This is a genomic window from Salinivibrio sp. PR5, assembly GCF_001996085.1.
GTDB lineage: Bacteria > Pseudomonadota > Gammaproteobacteria > Enterobacterales > Vibrionaceae > Salinivibrio > Salinivibrio proteolyticus.
Genome location: NZ_MUFK01000034.1, coordinates 21,836 through 38,081, shown reverse-complemented (window position 1 = coordinate 38,081; position 16,246 = coordinate 21,836). Strand labels below are relative to the sequence as shown.

Below are 16,246 nucleotides of genomic sequence, written 5' to 3'. Positions count from 1 at the left end.
ATATAAAGGGGTTTAATGGAAGAATATTGTAATCCAATGGTGCCAGAGTTAACTGTTAGTGATTTTGAAAGATCGCTCCATTTTTATCAGGGTTTGCTTGGGTTCAAAATTAGAAATCAACGCACCACACCAAAATTTGCTTACTTAGAGTATGAGAAGGTTCATATTATGATTGAGCAAATGCACGACGCCGGATGGGAGACAGGGGCACTCGTCTACCCACTCGGGCGAGGTGTTAATTTTCAAATAGAGTTAAGTGATATTTCGCCGGTTCTAGAACGCTTGGTTGCGTCTGAAACTCCTCTTTATCAAGATCAACAAGAAAACTGGTATGACGAAGGGACGGTGCTTTGCGGTCAACGAGAGTTTTTGGTTCAAGACCCCGATGGCTATTTATTACGCTTTAGTCAATTCCTCGGAGAGAAAGAAAAAGGTGGTTTGTAATCAATGTTCGAAACGTAACATCGGGTGAGTATCGCCATGTTTTTTATTACTTATGTGACAGAGAAACTAGCCAGTGAAAATCGTTGAGGCAAAGACAGCAGATTTAGAAGCATTCTATGTCTATCTGAATGCTCAGCTTGAAGAGAATAACACCAACAGTGCGCCAAGCTTCCAGCCGCTTTCTAAAGCATGTAGCTATGTATCCGAAGAGTTAAAAGCGAAGTTTCAAGACGGATTTCAGTTTGAGGTAGGGCAGACAGGCTGGAGAAAACTATGGTTGGCTAAAGAAGAGAATAATACCATTGTTGGTCATATTGACTTGCGTCAGTATAACGAACCATACAAGGCTCATCGCGTTATGCTTGGGATGGGAGTTGAAAGTCGTATTAGGCGACAAGGAGTAGGGGCGGCATTAATTAATGCCGTGGTGGTGTTTTGTCAACACACAGAGCATGTCAGATGGCTTGACTTGAACGTGCTCTCTAACAATCTACCCGCCAAAAAACTATACGAAAAATGTGGCTTTAAAGTGATTGGCAATATGTCGGATTGCTATCGAATCGATGGTCATTCTGTTGATGAGTTAACGATGACCCGTGCTATCTAGCACTAACTTTTGCGCGCGTAATGGAGATAGAGATTATCTTGAGTAAGGATACACCCATGCACCTGACTTTCCGTCCCATCAATCTTGAAACCGATTTTGCTTATTGCGTAGCTGCACGTCGGGACGCTTTTGTGTGTAGCTTTGGCTCCGATGCGGGGTTTGAAGACTTTCTAACGGGCTATTATGAACGGGTGAGTAAACGCATGAATCAGCCCGAGTGGTTTTATCGGCATATATTTTTCGATGGAGAATGGGCTGGGCAGCTTGAATTTCGCAGTACGTCGACCGAGCCTGAGACGGGTTATGTGCATCTCATCTACCTTGCACCTGCTTTTCGTGGTCGAGGGCTGGCCCCTTTGCTGCAGCGCTATATCGAAACTACCTTAACAAACGCGGGGTGCCGCCGAGCGTTGCTATCTGTAAGCCGTGATAACCATCGTGCGTTAGCCTTTTATCGCCAGCACGGCTGGGAATTTGTTCGCGCTAACCCCAAACATGCGAAGACCGATTTTTATCAGTGTTGGTTGCCGGCGTAGATACTTATTCGCGCCAATATGCGATTATGGTGCGATAGAATGTTTCAGTAGGCGAGTGATTTATGACACTGATATGCCGGTCAAAAAGGCTCAATGTGCGACAGTTTACACTCGACGATGCGCCGTTTATTGTGGAGCTGCTTAATGATGCGTCGTTTATACGCTATATCGCGGATAAAAAGGTGCGTACTGAGCAAGATGCGATCGAGTATCTCCGTCACGGGCCGCTCGCGAGTTATCAAGCACATGGCTTCGGTTTAAATCTGGTGGAACGGCGGGAAGATGGTGAGCCCATCGGTATGTGCGGTGTGCTTAAGCGCGATGAGTTGGCATATCCAGATTTAGGCTACGCGTTTTTATCGCGTTATACCGGGCAAGGATACGCAACAGAAGCCGCCGAGGCGGTGCTTGAAGCAACCCTGTTAGCGAGCGGACTAAGTACTGTTCAGGCCGTTACCTTACCGGACAACCAACCCTCAAACCGCTTGCTTGAAAAGTTAGGGTTTCGGCTGCAAAGCCAAATCATGCTTTATGGGCATCGCAACAATCTGTATCAATATACCCGCGTCTGAGCGCCATGAGTTGTTACTGAGGACTGTCCCCCTGAACGGTGACGCGGTGCAATCGTCTGGGCGCGTCACCATAATCGGTTACCGCGTAGTGCTGGGTGGCGCGATTATCCCAGATAGCCACCGAGTGTTTTTGCCAGCGAAAGCGAACGTGATATTTCGATTGGCGTGCTTGACTAAACAGTGTCGCAAGCCGTTGTTGGCTAGCTGCTTCTGGCCAATCGGCAATCGCGCGAGTAAATTGCTCGTTAATAAATAGCACGTCTTGGCCGGTTTCAGGGTGGGTTTGCACCATGGCACGGCGAATCGGTGGGTAGTCTTGAGCGCGTTTCGTCACCACACTCTGGCCGTCGGCGTCTTGATGATCGTAACGGCTGCCTTCAAAGGCGTGCAGTGCGTGAATGGTGTCGAGCTCGCGTAGCTCGGCTTTTTCTTCGTCGGTGAGATCAGCCCATACTGCTGCCATGTCACACCAAATCGTATCCCCGCCATGTTCTGGTACATATTGCGCGTGCAAAATCGAGCACTTGGGCGGCACCGCTTGCCATGTCATGTCGGTGTGCCAATAGCTTTGGCTGGGTGGATTACCGCGGCTGGTTTCAATCACGACCACTTGCTCGTTGTCGGGCAGGTGCGGAAAAAACGGGTGACGTGGCTCAAGCTCGCCGAAGCGTTTTGCCAGTGCGACATGGTTGTCGGTAGATAGAGGCTGCTCGCGAAAGAAAAGCACTTTGTAGCGTAAAAATGCTTGGTACAGCGCCGCAAACTCAGCCTCTGAAAGCTGGGATAAATCGATATTATCGATTTGCGCCCCTAACGTATTGCCTAAAGGGGTGATCTTCATTTGAACCATACCTTACCGCCAATAAATTTATAGGCTGGTGTGCCTCGCACTAGGGTATCACGCGCAAAGGGCTGTTCGCATTGAGGGCAGTGACACGGCGTGGTGGTGGCATCTTCAACAATCCTTTCTTTAAAGCACTTCACCAATGCACCTTTGCCACCTTTGCGATATTTAAACAGTGGCGCATTACAACGTTTACAGAAAATATCGATGGTTTTAGTGGGGCCTTTTTTATTCGGCTTTGCCATGTTGATTGATCAGACCTGAAAATAGAACTCACCGTGATGATGGTGACGAGTGTGGGACGGGCTGTCAATCTTCTAAGCCATTGCGTCCCCAAATTACTGTTTGAGTTTGCTGGCTCGCTGAATGGTGCGCTCACCGCTTAAAGTGGGTGAGCGCACGCGTCGGAATTATTGATTCAAGGCGGATGCGAGTTGTTCGAAGTATTCTTCAATTAAACGATCGTATTCGCCACTTGCTTTCATGCTTGCAACGGTGTCGTTAACTTGCTTCACATCTTGCTCGCTCATCTGGCCTTTTTTAGAAAAGGCGATATAGCTGGGGGTGGACTCAATGGGTGGCGTTTGAATGGCAATATCCGATTGCACGCCCATTTGAACGGCAACATAGCGGGCGCCAAACTCATTGTTGACCCAAAAATCAACACGGTTTGCTTGGAGGAGTTGGACGCATTGTTCGGGTGAGCTGACGCGCCTGACGCCTTTGAAGCGATTTTGCGCGACCATATCATCCAACCATTTTCCGTAGCTGACGTTGTTGATCAGGCAAATTTGAAACTTATTAATGGTGTTTTTATCCCAAGTTACGTTGGCGGTTTTGTTACCAATGGCGACGATATTTTGGTCAAACAGTACCTCATCAATATAGCGGGCAAATGTCTCGCGCTCGTCGGTTTTAAATGCCGTGAAAATGCCATCAGCTTCTCCGGTTTCGACATAGTTTATCGCTCGTCCCCATGGCAGTACTTGAATGCTGATGGGCTTCTCCATTTCTTTGAAAACGCGTTCAACCAGTTCCACAGCAACACCATCGACCACATTACCGTCTCGCGTGATGTAGGGAGGGTATTCGAGCGTCACTAACTTGATCTGAGCACTTGCGGTAAAGGACATCGAGAGTAGAAACAGAAAGATAATCTTTTTCATAACGGACCCCTAATCGGTGTTGGTGTCATGTTTACTGCAAACTTCTGATACGTCATGCCAGTATAGATAATGCACAGCGATGTCGAGGGATTGTTCGTTTTGGGATATGCGTTTTGATGGACGAGAAGGGTGAATTATGAAGAGGTCTGATGTCAGCACAGTGTGTATTGACGCTAATAGCGAACTATTCCCACCCCAGTGGATGAGAATAGCAAAAGAGAGTGTCGCGGTTAGTTTGCGACTTTAACGCGGATTTTGCTTTTCGCAACGCTGGTTAAGTGTAACGCCGCCATCGCGGCTTTAGCCTGTGTATCATCAGGCATGGTCACAAAAGCAAAGCCTTTGGATTCGCCAGTCTCTTGGTCCAGTACCAGATTACATTCGGTGACATCACCATACTCAGAAAACAGCTGACGAAGTTGGTGTTCGGTGGTGGTGCGAGCAAGATTGCGAGCTAATAATTTCATTGTTGTCCGTAATTGTCGAAGTAACAGCGGCAATTGTCTCAATAAAGGGTGGCATGACCAAGTAATAGTTTGGCGATGTGATGAATAAGCGAGTCAAAGGCTCGTATTCCGATATTGATGGCGGCTTTGGTATTGCCGTGAAGTTGGCGGTTTCTGTCGGTGATCTGGATAAAGACACCGCGCAGTCATTGGTGGAACAAGCACACCAAGTCTGCCCGTATTCTAATGCCACGCGTGGTAATATTAAGGTTGAACTGTCAGTGATTTAACCTAACTGGCAAGCTATGATAAGGGAGTACTGTTAAGCAGGGCTCCTTTTTTTATGTCCGCTTTCTTATGGAAGCAGCGCGTTGTTCGGTGCTCCCTAACCTCGAGTGCTCAGCATTGACCGCTAAGACTATTGATCACGAAGACTAACGCGCGAGCCCTATACCAATAACAAGGATGATGAAAGCTAACATGCCAGACGCTACCAGTAAGCTTATCGAGATAAGTGTCGCTCCGCTAAAGAATGAAGACATAGAGGGTGTTCGCCAGGTATCGTTACCTGACCAACAAGTAAAGTTTGCGGGGACCGCAGATGAGTTTCTTGCCGAGGACAGTGAGGCCATTCACCGCCATGTGATCAAGCGACAATGGCTTAGGGCAGGCTCAGACTTGCACACGATGTGCAAACAGATAGCTCAAATCATGAGTGTGTTGTTTGTGGGGGGACTATCAACGGGTGCTTATGCGCAAGGGTTGGATTTTCGCGTTGAAACGGGTGGGGTGGCGTTTAGCAAAAATAATGTCAGCATCCCCGGAGATACCGGCACTCGTTTTGATATGACCGATTTAACTGGGCAGTCTGCCACGCCCTATGTGCGTTTATATGGCACGTATCACTTTAATCCCCAGCATGCGGTACGCCTAACCTTTGCGCCTTTATCTGTCGATGGACGCGGCACGCTGTCAAAAAGCATCCAGTTTCAGGATCAGAGTTTTGCTGCTGGGCAAGCCATTGATGCGGACTATCAATTCAATACCTATCGTGCGACATACCGCTGGACGTTTTACGACCAGGGGCCTTGGCAGTGGGGCGTCGGTGCCGCCGCATTGGTGAGAGATGCAGAAATCACCCTCGCGCAAGGTGAAACAAAAGCAACGAAATCCAACGTTGGCGTGGTGCCCTTGTTGCATGGATATGGTCAATATCGCTTGTCCGATCGCGCGGCGTTGATCTTAGATCTGGAAGGCGCGTGGTCACCCATGGGGCGAGCAGTCGATGCGGCGCTAATGTTGGAGTATCACCTTGGTGATGGCTGGTATGGCGCGTTGGGTTATCGCACCCTAGAAGGCGGCGCGGATAACGATGAAGTCTATAACTTTTCTTGGCTTCACTATGGCCTAGCCAGCCTCCGGTACCGGTTTTAAAGGCGAGGGCAGAAATGGAGATAGCGACCCAGCAAGGATGGCCGCTTGAGCAAGCACAAAACGTCGCTGAGTTATATGAGCAGGCGTTTGGGATGAAGTTCGCACGGGCAATCCCTAATCAGGCAGCGCGCGTGGCGATACTATCCCGATGTTTCGTCCCAGACTTTTCGTTTGCTGCTATGCAAAACGGCAAGGTGGTGGGGTTGGCTGGGTTTCAAACCCAAGCCGGCGCGTTGACACAGGGTATGGGCGCAAAACAACTGATCGATAGCTTGGGGCTCATCAAGGGTACTTGGGCCTGTGCAGTATTGGCGCTGTTTGAGCGTAAAGCGGCACCCAATGAATTGGTGATGGATGGCATTGCTGTTGATAGCGCGGTACGCGGGCAGGGGATTGGCTCCCACTTGTTGGATGCCATTATGGATTATGCCCAAGCGCATGGCTTTGAAAGCGTTCGGTTGGATGTGATTGATAGTAACCCCAGAGCCCGCAAGCTTTATGAAACCAAAGGCTTTGTCGCCACTAAAGAAGAGCGCTTTCCGCACCTAAAATGGTTAGTCGGCTTTTCAGGCGCCACCACCATGGTTAAGGCGCTGAGCTAAAACAACAAGAGAGACAAGGATGTTTATGATTGAAACACGTCGACTTGTGCTGCGTGACATGCAGCCGAGCGATGAAGAGGCGTTTGTTCACTTAACGCAACACCAGAAGTACCAGCGTTTTTATAGCGAAACGGACTGCCAGCCAGAGACATACCGAGACTTACACGCGCGCTTTATTGAACAAGCCAACGCAAATCCACGCGTGGCTTATCAGTTGGCGGTTATCTGCAAGCAATCAGAAAAATGTATTGGCACTGTCGGTTTAAGGCTTGAGGACAACCATCAAGCATCCATCGGGTGCGGCTTAGCTGTGGAGGCTTAGGGCGCGGGGCTAATGAGAGAGGCGGCTGTCGCACTGGCCAATTTCGGTTTTGATTGTTTGGGCGTGCATCGGTTATACGCTGAGACCATTTACGATAATCTCGCTGCAACCAAGCTTTGTCGTTCACTTGGCATGCGACAAGAGGCCCATTTTCATCAGCATCGTTTCTTTAAAGAACGGTGGTGGGATACGGTGGTTTACGCCATATTACGACACGAATGGGTGCAAGGATGATGAAAAAAGCACTGCTTGGCGCACTGATCGTTACACTGCAAGCGTGTACCAGTACGCCCGTTGGTAATGAAACGACCGACGCTGCAGAATGTGTCGGTAGCACGGCGTTGCCAAGCGCATTGGCAGATAAGTTTGTAGCCGTGGACGATCCAGCGCTACTGGCGGCGTCGCTGGGTCAGCCATTGGAAGGGAAGCTTTGCCAAGGCAAGGTATATCAGGCGACTGAAGGGGTAACAGTGTATCGTGCGTGGAATAGCACCAACCCGCATAGTCAGTTTGGTCACTGGTGGGCGTTATCACAACCGTCTGGCTTGGTGGCGGATTATCGCCAAGACTATGAGATTTGTTATCAATGGTCGCCGCTCGATAAATTGGTACAGTGCACCTTGCAACCGGGCGCCAAGATTGTGGTGGGTAACGGTCAAAGTGCGAAATGTTCCGAGTATTTAACCTATCCAACCTCAAGTGCCCAACAAGTTTATCTGCAAGAGGCGGAGCAAGCGGTTCAACATTGTCAAACGTTTGATGCGGTGATGCGTTGGCAGTGATGCGCGGCAATCAACAACTCAATCACATCTAGGTGGCGAGCGCTAAGGCGGCGGATGATAGGCGGCCAATAAGGGTTTATTTCTTAATATCAATGAGATAGCCTTGTTCTATGACAAGAATTGGAACAAGCACATGGAATTAGTCGCCCCCGCACTCAATCACCAAGCAGCCTTTACACGTTTTTATGATGATTTTGCTCAGTTTGACCCCGACAATGCCGATTACTATCGGCCGGGGAAAGACGATTTCCCCACTTACGTGACTCGGTTATCGGATGAGGCATTGGGTAAAAACCTTCGTAAAGGTTATGTGCCGTGTAGTCATTTTTGGCTGCTTGATGCTGAGCAACAAATCATTGGCGCGATTCGGATCCGCCATCACATCAATACGCCATTTCTATCTCAAGAAGCCGGACACATTGGTTACGATATTGCGCCGTCATATCGTGGACGCGGATGCGGCAAGCAAATGTTAGCCTTAGCGCTGCCCAAGGCGAGCGAGCTAGGGATCACTCGCGCCCTAATTACCGCGAATGAAGGCAATATGGCATCGCGCAAAGTAATTGAAGCTAATGGCGGCACGTTGGAAAACATCATTAATGGCGAAGTGTTCAATGAATCATTGGCGCGGTACTGGGTGGACATAAAGGATGATTCCCCGCGCGTGGACCAACTGGACAGTGACCGTCTGTTGCTGGTGGCGCCTAATATGGCCCATCAGCCTTTAATTTTAGAAGCCGTGTTGGAAAGCCAGCACACCCTTGCGCCTTTTATGGATTGGCTTCCGCACGCGTTGACCGAATCGAGCTCGATTGAAAACACCCAACAAGCGATTGATGACTTCGACATGTTTATCAATGAGCTACGCTACTCAATTTTTGAAAAATCGACGGGGCAACTGGTGGGTGTGATCAGCTTAATCATCCGCAACATCGCGATTCCTTATTTTGAAATAGGCTATTGGCTGCGCAGCTCCAAAGAAGGCCTTGGCTATATGAGCGAAGCGGTGCGAACGCTAGAGCAGTATGCGTTTAATGACCTTAATGCCAAGCGTGTCGAAATCAAAACTGCCTACGAAAATACCCGCAGCCGTGCGGTAGCCGAGCGCTGTGGGTATCATCAAGAAGCGATACTTATCAATGACCGTATCCTGCCGAGCGGTGCGATTTCTAGCACTGTGGTTTATGCAAAAGTGGCGGCATTTGAAACAGAGGAGAAATAATGATCCCTGTGAATACTTCCGTGGTCTCGGGCGTAGCGCTCTCTCGTATTGACGGGGAGACAAAAATGCTACTGATGAAGCGAGTGAAAGGTGGCTTCTGGTGCCATGTTGCGGGCTCGATTGAAGCGGGTGAGACCGGAGTGGACGCCATCGTCCGTGAGTTTAGCGAAGAAACCCAGATTGCGGTGGCTGATTTATATAACGCGCAATTTTTGGAGCAGTTTTACGAAGCATCGGTGAATGTGATCGAACTTATCCCTGTATTTGTGGTGATGTGTGATGATAATCAAGCCATCACGCTTAATGAGGAACACACCGAGTTTCGCTGGTGCTCACTTGATGAGGCAAAAGCCTTGGCGCCGTATCCAAATCAGCATGCCGTATATGATCATGTTTGGGCTTACTTTGTTGATCAGCCCGTTAACCCGTTATATCGCGTCAACTTGCCTAACCATCAGGAATGAACCATGAGAATGGAACGCTTTTTTACTCAAGATGACATCATATTGCACGGTGACACGGTTTCCTTGGTCCCTTTATCTGCCTCGCACGCGGATGCATTAGTTGAAGCCGCTACCGATGGAAAGCTTTGGGAGCTTTGGTATACCTCGGTCCCGAACGCAGAATCGGTGGAAGGCTACATCGCTAGCGCCTTGGACGAAAAAGCGAAAGATAAAGCATTGCCGTTCGCCGTGATTGAGAAAGAATCGGGGCGAGTGATTGGGTCAACACGATTGGCCAATGCGGATGCCTCCAATAAGCGCGTGGAACTTGGTTACACTTGGTACGCCAGCCGTTATCACCGCTCGTCGGTAAACACCGAGTGTAAGCGGTTATTACTCGCTTATGCATTTGAAAGCTTGGGGGTGATCGCCGTTGAGTTTCGCACCCATTGGTTGAATCAGGCATCGCGTGCGGCCATTGCCCGTTTAGGGGCCAAACAAGATGGTGTGTTGCGTAACCACAAGATCGTGAATGGCGTATACCGTGATACCGTTGTGTTCTCTATTATCGAAAGCGAATGGCCGGCGATTAAGCTAAACCTTGATTATAAGCTGGCGCGCTACCGTGGTTAAATTCGCGTTTTGCAATATCGTCACGTAAAGTAGCGCTTTTATTGACGAGCGCGTGCTCGAGTTGCTGAGAACCCTTATGGATACACAACCCAATAACCCGCTGCACGGGTTAACCCTACAAACCATTTTGACCCGTTTGGTTGAACACTATGGTTGGTCAGGCCTCTACCAACATATCAATGTGAACTGTTTTTCTAACGATCCTTCGATGAAATCATCGTTGAAGTTTTTGCGTAAAACACAGTGGGCGCGCGATAAAGTCGAAGCCTTGTATATTGATACCTTTTGCTAAGGGTAAAATATACGGATTGGCTATCGGGCGGTGTTTTTTAAGTTATTGATTTTAAATAACTGTCGTTAAGGTGTCGGGGCGCTGTCGTGGTAATGTCGCCCCCATTTTGCATAGTGTCGATAGGGAAGAGCACAAAGGAGCAAGGATGAACGTGAAAGCACTCAGAGTTCAAAAAGGGTGGTCGCAAGACCAATTAGCACAATTTAGTGGGCTAAGTGTTCGAACGATTCAACGTATCGAACGCGGCCACAAACCCGGATTGGAGTCGCTGAAATCGTTGGCTGCTGTGTTTGATATCGACATTAGTGATTTGCAAAAGGAGACAGACATGCAGGCAGATACTTCAATGAGTTCAGAGGAAAGAGCGATTGCCAAGCGCGTCCGCGCCCTCGGCGGTTTTTATTCTCATTTGACGCACTATGTGGTCGTGCTGGCGATTTTGTTTATTATCAACTGGCTAACCACACCAGGCTATTATTGGGCTTGGTGGGTCGCATTGGGATGGGGGATTGCCGTGGTCAGCCACGGTGTCAGTGCTATGGGCATTGTCGATCTCTTTGGTGATAAGTGGGAAAAACGTCAGATAGAGAAGCGACTGAACGCGCGGTCAAAGCGTTAACCTCTGCCCGATAACGCCGAGCGAATGTGCCTCGGCGTTTTTGTTTTTCATCAACTAACAGACATGTTTACTGAGAGGCCGCTTGTCGCTGCTGGAAGCGCGTTGCATGCTCGACTAAGCCCTTAAACAACGCACGCTGACAGCCAAGATAAAGCAAGAACTCTGGATGCCACTGAACCCCCAGTGTATAGGGGCGGTTGGGTGATTCAATGGCTTGTACAATACCATCTAAATCACGTGCGCTTACCGTTAAATCCTCGCCTAACGCGTTAATTGCTTGGTTGTGCAGGCTGTTTATTTTGCGTCTGCCTTGCCCCAACCGTTGCTGGATATGGCCGTTGACTTCACGCGATATACACAAGGTTTTCATCGGGAACACTGTCCAGCGATGAGAGGTTTTTTTGCGTTGTTCGCGCAAGCTTTGGTGCAAGGTGCCACCTAAACAAATGTTGAGAAGTTGCGCGCCACGGCAAATCCCCAGCAAGGGCTTTTGGCCTGCCAGCGCGCTTTTGATAACTGCGCTCTCTAGGGCATCGCGTTCAGAATCGTAGTTGGGTTTCACTTCGGGCTCGGCGGCGTACAGCACAGGCTCGACATCGTGCCCGCCGGTAATCACCACGCCATGATAGGCGTCTGGATCCAGCGCGGTACCGGGGTGTAGTTGTAATGGCTTGCCACCATAGAGTTTGACTGCCGCGGCAACAAAAAAACGTGGCAGCCTTGCGCTTTTGTTGGGGCCGGTTATTGCGATGACGGGTTTATCCATACATTGTGCACCTTTTCCGCCCAGTTATTAACGATACGTGCCAATGGGTCATTGATATACCCCAAATAGGCCTTGCAACACGCCTTGAGTCGCGCAGGGTCGGCGGCGAGTTTTTCTACCTCTACCCAGTCGTTCCATGCTTCGTGAATGCCCCAGTTTTGTTGGCTGACTTTGCTGTCTGGCAACCGATAATGAAACGTGGGTCGCGCCTTAGTCAGCCCGTCATTGACGGCCGAATTGACGCGCTCAGGATCGAGGTGCGCGAACAAGGGCAACATATCAAGCGCACGGTTTCGTGTGGGATTATCGGCAAGATAGTCATCAATCAGAGTATTCAGATCTGGCCAATAATCAGCCGCTAGCACGCGTTCAATATAGGCTTTCGGGAAAGGGTCGACATAGTTGGTTAGGCGCCGCGACAGATCAATGTCGGCCCGTTTTAAAAGCCAGTCATACAAACATAAAAATGCTTTCAAGTGCGCGCAAATCGTTTTGGCGCTTAGATCTGGCAGCTCTGGATTGAGCTGCATGCCAAATGCATAAACTGGACTGTCTTCGGTTCCTTCGGCACCTTGTTGACGTAGTGAAGCAATTAAATCCTCGACGCTATCGAGGCGGTCTAGCGGGAGAGGTGGCGTGACAATTTCTACCGGCACGACCAGCTTGGCAGCCCACGCTAAGACGTCTTCGGCGGACTGGTCGAGTTTATTGGCCAGTGTTTTCTCGCTTCTATCACTCTGGCCAAGGCGTTTTAATTTGGCATAATCTAACTCAACAACCCAATCGCCCGCGTCATCCCCAGTTAGATGGCGATCGTAACGGCCTCCTTTTTTAACCGTGAGCGACAACTTATCTGCGACGATGCGTGCGATCTCGTCTAGCTCCATGCCGCTTAGTTCAAGTTCTACTCCGACGCGACGCGCCTCCCCTTGCGCATTGTGCTCCCGAGGTGGTTGGGTGAGTCGTGATGTGTGCGTTTTCATTCAATATCCTCACCTTTATTTCTAAGCCTAATAAACGTGATGAAGGCGGTATCAACAGAATTAAAGGTGTTGCTGTCTAATTATTGACCGTTTGTGGCTTAGGTAGAAAAAGCCATTGAATGTGCTTTTCAATGGGGTGGTGCCGCAGCAGCGGGTGAGGCAGAGGCGACATACCTGTCTTTTGCCCAGCTATCGAGTGCGAGTTGCTTGATGCGACCGATCGCATCGTCAGGCAGTTCGGCCGAGGTGCCTACTGCAATAGAGTCGTCATGGTATAGGTATAAACGTGACAAAAACTGTTCAAAGGGCAGGGAAGCTTCGCCGTATTGCTCTCCTTTTCCTTGGGTTGATACCACCACATCATGCCCCCAATCCTGCCCGCTATCGTTGTTGGGATTATAAAAATACACCCGCATGACGCTGTCTTGATCGAGGGCGATGCGTATCAAGGTAATGGCGTGCCAGCCCACAAATACCCCTTGGCTATTGGTCACGGCAATACCTACGGGTTGGGGATGAATGACTGGTATATTGCCGTTGTAGTAGGGGTGGTAGCGGCTATAGAAACGTTCAATAAATTGATCAAACGCCTTTAACATACCGGTCTGCACGTCAACCGCAATCATGAATTCACGCCCCACATACCAACCGTGAAACTCTGGGTTTATCCATTTGTGAGGGTCTTCTTGTCTGCCTACACACAGACGACCCATCTCAATATATAACTTATCTAGATGAGGAACGAGTGCAACGGACACCGGATCGGTATCAATCGGCAGTGACTGACTCAGCCCTTGCAACAAGGTACTTGAGTCCAGCGTTTGCCCCTCAAAATGCATTCGCAAGTTATTATTGCAGGCCACTTGTACAATAGAGTTCAGCAAATAATCCGGGTCGTTATACGCCCACATGGATATCGCCCGCGCTGATTGGCAGGTTGGATTGTTACCTTGTGCCACACCAAGCGGCTGACCAAGCACGGACATGACTCCAGCCAATAAGTGGACGCGGGCTGGAAGGTGATCCCCAAAGGCAAGTGACAGCGCATTTGCGACGTCTGGATGCAGGGTCAGATTAATTTGTCGCCACAGGCTGGGCGCGACGGGTGCATCGAACAAAACACCGCGCTCTAACATCATGGCGAGACCGTAAATCGCTTGAGCGGTTTGCGGATGGACAGCTTCTTGAATCAAGGTATGAACGAGCTGGCGGTAGGTGACCAAACAATCTAGCCCAGTGTTACTCAGACCCAAGGCGGTAGGCAGGACATCAGGCTGGTCATTCTCAAGTAGCCAGCGTAAAAAGGTCGCATGGTAATCAGAGACTAACCCGACATCGTGCATGGCACGCGCGAAACCCATCGCTTCTTGTTGTAGTGAGTTCGTATCCATGGCGGATAAGCGTTCACAATAAGCGGGTAAGCCGGGGTCGTCGTAGCACCCTTGTGTTGGGCCATACAAGGCGCTGACTAAGCGATCAATCCCGAGCTTTGCGTCACCGAGTTGGATTTGCTCTTGAGACACAAGAATAGAAATGTGGTTAATCATTGTCTTGATGGGATTGACTTGGATCGGACGCTGGGCGAGTACTCGCCAGACTTCGTCTACAAGCTCACTTAAAATCGTTTCATACCCCAAATGTGCGAGTAGATATCGATAAAGTTCACTGATCGCAGGGGCGAGAGAACCCAGCCGTATCCGGCTAGACTCATCGGAAAAGCCCATTACCCAAGATAAGTTGAGACTCAGGACTTTGGCGAGAAACTGTCGAGCGTCAGCAGGTGAAACGCGTGTCGTGCTCAGTTGACCGTCAACAATCGCGAGCATCCGTAGCTGGCTTAAACAGTCAAGTACCACGGTGTTTTTCTCGGCGTACGCCAACGTATCTGGGACTAAGTTTGCCAACAGATATTCAGGTTCAGCCCAATCGGTTCCCTGAAATATGCCTGCCTCCTGCAAGGCAGGCATACGCATACATAGCGCTTCAATGCCATTTTCTTGTCCTAGCACCCGCCCACAGATATCTAAAACATGAAACTGGTGGCGGGCTTTAGCGATAGTGCTGACTTGACCAAGTTGTTCGATAGCGTGATCAAGCTTATTCAATAAGCTAGACATAAAAGTCGAGATCTTCCTGTGCTTTTAATAGATCGCGCATAACGTGCGGATCATCTCCGTAAAAGTGTAGTAGACCCCAGTGTGTGCCGAAAGCACTGCGCTTCGGTACTTTGTTTTCCATCGGTGACTGAAGCTCATGAAATTCAAAGTACTCGTGGTTTTCTGTTTCTTCAGGAATGGCAAGCTGGCTGACAACACGACGTCGAGGGTAGACCCCAAAGGTACCGGCAACGCCTTTGGCATCTTCAATCGGAGTAGGGAAGAAAGCCTCCAATTCTTCGTCGGTGGTTTTAGGGTCAAAGGCCACTACCATGGCTTGATAGCAATTGAAACCGTAAACACGCTCAATGATTTCAAAGCCTTGGAAACCGGGTGGACGATAGGCGACTTCGCCAAAGTACATGCGGCCATCCTTGGTGACGAAATATTCTGGATGAATAAAGCCAAAGTCGATATCAAAGGCATCAATCAGTTTTTCAATTTCTTGGGTCACTTTCTCTCGGTATTTTTCAAGCTCTGGTGAGGCTGGCACGAACACAGAGTAGCCGAGCGTGACGTATTCAGAGATATTTAAAAACTGGATTTTTCGGTTTTTAATAAAGGCCTCGACGGCGAACTCCCAACCATCCAAGTGGCTCTCCATCAACAAGGGAAACTCTTCATCCGAGACACGGTCGAGGTCGTCCGGTTCGCGAATCATCCAGTGACCTTCACAGCCCGCTTTATCAAACGCTTTGAGGTGGATAGGATCGTTTGGGTCACCATCCAGTTTCAGTAAGGCTTGGTTCACTCGACGCAGAAAACGGACCACATCGGACTTATCTTGTGCTTCTTCAAAGATACCGACACGAATACCGCCGATTTGTGCGCGACGTTTCATCAGCGATTTATCGCGGAAGAGAAGGGCTTGGCCCATTAATTTAGGGTTTTTAAGCAGAACGGCGTTAATGGCGCCTGCCCATTCCACGGTTTCTTCAAACAGTGGAATCGCGACATCGACGCCCATTTCTTGCAAGGTGGTGGCAATTTCAAAAGAGCGGTCGTTGAGTCGCTCAAAATTCCACGGCAAAAAAGGAATATCGTGTTCTTTTGCGTAGTCTTCAGCCCATGTGGGCGCCACGACGACGTACTGACGATCGAAACGGCTGATCGCGTCAATGGCATTTAAGCTCCACCCCAAAATGGCAACGAAGCCTTTATTAGGATCATAGTCAGCCATATTTCATCCTTTTACTTTTTGAGCATGAGTGACCACTGTCACATATTGCTGCGTGGTCTTTAAGGCAAGCTGAGGATAGAAAGCAGGAAAGTGTGCAGTTGGACGACTGAAATCGACTGCATGCGCAACGTTTTCACCCGCCGGCTGACCAAATGCGATCTCAATCGTTAATGGACTGAGAGCGCGCCGGAAAACTC

Annotated in this window: 20 protein-coding genes and 3 pseudogenes; 15 read left to right on the top strand and 8 right to left on the bottom strand. The window is 49.4% G+C overall.

Features of this window, described 5'->3' with window-relative positions:
- The first annotated feature begins 15 nt into the window (after positions 1-15).
- The 4 genes from BZG82_RS12170 (at position 16) to BZG82_RS12155 (ending at position 2,159) form a co-directional block, all read left to right on the top strand.
- Positions 16-444, top strand: coding sequence for a bleomycin resistance protein (locus tag BZG82_RS12170; RefSeq protein ID WP_077480118.1), 429 nt, complete (start codon positions 16-18; stop codon positions 442-444).
- A 73-nt stretch (positions 445-517) separates the two neighbouring features.
- The gene (locus tag BZG82_RS12165) at positions 518-1,051 is read left to right on the top strand and encodes a GNAT family N-acetyltransferase (protein WP_077480119.1); all 534 of its coding nucleotides are present in this window, start codon (positions 518-520) and stop codon (positions 1,049-1,051) included.
- A 56-nt stretch (positions 1,052-1,107) separates the two neighbouring features.
- Complete coding sequence (locus BZG82_RS12160) at positions 1,108-1,587, top strand: GNAT family N-acetyltransferase (protein WP_077480120.1); 480 nt, start codon at positions 1,108-1,110, stop codon at positions 1,585-1,587.
- A gap of 62 nt (positions 1,588-1,649) precedes the next feature.
- The gene (locus BZG82_RS12155; RefSeq protein WP_077480121.1) at positions 1,650-2,159 is read left to right on the top strand and encodes a GNAT family N-acetyltransferase; all 510 of its coding nucleotides are present in this window, start codon (positions 1,650-1,652) and stop codon (positions 2,157-2,159) included.
- Between the two features lie 13 nt (positions 2,160-2,172).
- On the opposite strand, the gene BZG82_RS12150 is transcribed toward BZG82_RS12155, so the two are convergent.
- The 4 genes from BZG82_RS12150 to BZG82_RS12135 form a co-directional block, all read right to left on the bottom strand.
- Entirely contained in the window at positions 2,173-3,000 is an 828-nt protein-coding gene (locus BZG82_RS12150) for a TauD/TfdA dioxygenase family protein (RefSeq protein WP_077480122.1), read from the bottom strand.
- Positions 2,997-3,248 (bottom strand): hypothetical protein, encoded by a 252-nt coding sequence (locus tag BZG82_RS12145; RefSeq protein WP_025739952.1) that lies wholly within the window; start codon positions 3,246-3,248, stop codon positions 2,997-2,999. The genes BZG82_RS12150 and BZG82_RS12145 overlap by 4 nt, the downstream gene beginning before the upstream one ends.
- Positions 3,249-3,413: 165 nt before the next feature.
- A complete protein-coding gene (locus BZG82_RS12140; RefSeq protein WP_077663070.1) occupies positions 3,414-4,169 on the bottom strand; it encodes a substrate-binding periplasmic protein in 756 nt (251 codons plus the stop codon).
- 230 nt (positions 4,170-4,399) lie between these two features.
- A complete protein-coding gene (locus tag BZG82_RS12135) occupies positions 4,400-4,636 on the bottom strand; it encodes an RNA recognition motif domain-containing protein (RefSeq protein ID WP_069587544.1) in 237 nt (78 codons plus the stop codon).
- A 116-nt stretch (positions 4,637-4,752) separates the two neighbouring features.
- Here BZG82_RS12135 and BZG82_RS12130 point away from each other — a divergent pair.
- From BZG82_RS12130 to BZG82_RS12080, 11 genes and pseudogenes are all read left to right on the top strand, one after another.
- Positions 4,753-4,905: pseudogene (locus BZG82_RS12130) on the top strand (OsmC family protein); the annotation flags it as partial.
- 190 nt (positions 4,906-5,095) lie between these two features.
- Positions 5,096-6,049, top strand: a complete 954-nt coding sequence (locus BZG82_RS12125) for a hypothetical protein (RefSeq protein ID WP_131825069.1) — start codon at positions 5,096-5,098, stop codon at positions 6,047-6,049.
- A gap of 14 nt (positions 6,050-6,063) precedes the next feature.
- Entirely contained in the window at positions 6,064-6,651 is a 588-nt protein-coding gene (locus BZG82_RS12120; protein WP_077480126.1) for a GNAT family N-acetyltransferase, read from the top strand.
- Positions 6,652-6,670: 19 nt separating this feature from the next.
- Positions 6,671-7,207: pseudogene (locus tag BZG82_RS12115) on the top strand (GNAT family N-acetyltransferase).
- On the top strand, positions 7,207-7,755 hold the full coding sequence (locus BZG82_RS12110) for a hypothetical protein (protein ID WP_077480127.1): 549 nt from the start codon (positions 7,207-7,209) through the stop codon (positions 7,753-7,755). The pseudogene BZG82_RS12115 and the gene BZG82_RS12110 overlap by 1 nt, the downstream one beginning before the upstream one ends.
- 133 nt (positions 7,756-7,888) lie before the next feature.
- Positions 7,889-8,404, top strand: a pseudogene (locus tag BZG82_RS12105) (GNAT family N-acetyltransferase); the annotation flags it as partial.
- Positions 8,393-8,977, top strand: a complete 585-nt coding sequence (locus BZG82_RS12100; protein ID WP_443216484.1) for a GNAT family N-acetyltransferase — start codon at positions 8,393-8,395, stop codon at positions 8,975-8,977. The pseudogene BZG82_RS12105 and the gene BZG82_RS12100, both read left to right, overlap by 12 nt.
- On the top strand, positions 8,977-9,441 hold the full coding sequence (locus tag BZG82_RS12095) for an NUDIX hydrolase (RefSeq protein ID WP_077480129.1): 465 nt from the start codon (positions 8,977-8,979) through the stop codon (positions 9,439-9,441). The genes BZG82_RS12100 and BZG82_RS12095 overlap by 1 nt, the downstream gene beginning before the upstream one ends.
- A gap of 3 nt (positions 9,442-9,444) precedes the next feature.
- On the top strand, positions 9,445-10,053 hold the full coding sequence (locus BZG82_RS12090) for a GNAT family N-acetyltransferase (protein ID WP_077765941.1): 609 nt from the start codon (positions 9,445-9,447) through the stop codon (positions 10,051-10,053).
- Positions 10,054-10,129: 76 nt separating this feature from the next.
- On the top strand, positions 10,130-10,345 hold the full coding sequence (locus tag BZG82_RS12085) for a VF530 family DNA-binding protein (protein ID WP_046073336.1): 216 nt from the start codon (positions 10,130-10,132) through the stop codon (positions 10,343-10,345).
- A gap of 145 nt (positions 10,346-10,490) precedes the next feature.
- Positions 10,491-10,964, top strand: coding sequence for a 2TM domain-containing protein (locus BZG82_RS12080; RefSeq protein WP_077457991.1), 474 nt, complete (start codon positions 10,491-10,493; stop codon positions 10,962-10,964).
- 67 nt (positions 10,965-11,031) lie between these two features.
- Here BZG82_RS12080 and BZG82_RS12075 read toward each other — a convergent pair whose 3' ends face one another.
- The 4 genes from BZG82_RS12075 to BZG82_RS12060 all read right to left on the bottom strand — a co-directional run bounded on the left by BZG82_RS12075 (position 11,032) and on the right by BZG82_RS12060 (position 16,049).
- On the bottom strand, positions 11,032-11,730 hold the full coding sequence (locus BZG82_RS12075) for a gamma-glutamyl-gamma-aminobutyrate hydrolase family protein (RefSeq protein WP_077765940.1): 699 nt from the start codon (positions 11,728-11,730) through the stop codon (positions 11,032-11,034).
- Positions 11,706-12,713: an amidoligase family protein gene (locus BZG82_RS12070; RefSeq protein ID WP_077765939.1), complete on the bottom strand. Its 1,008-nt coding sequence runs from the start codon at positions 12,711-12,713 to the stop codon at positions 11,706-11,708. Before BZG82_RS12070 ends, BZG82_RS12075 begins: the two co-directional genes overlap by 25 nt.
- A gap of 128 nt (positions 12,714-12,841) precedes the next feature.
- The gene (locus tag BZG82_RS12065) at positions 12,842-14,830 is read right to left on the bottom strand and encodes a hypothetical protein (protein WP_077765938.1); all 1,989 of its coding nucleotides are present in this window, start codon (positions 14,828-14,830) and stop codon (positions 12,842-12,844) included.
- The gene (locus tag BZG82_RS12060; RefSeq protein WP_077480135.1) at positions 14,823-16,049 is read right to left on the bottom strand and encodes an ATP-grasp domain-containing protein; all 1,227 of its coding nucleotides are present in this window, start codon (positions 16,047-16,049) and stop codon (positions 14,823-14,825) included. Before BZG82_RS12060 ends, BZG82_RS12065 begins: the two co-directional genes overlap by 8 nt.
- Positions 16,050-16,246: the final 197 nt, after the last annotated feature.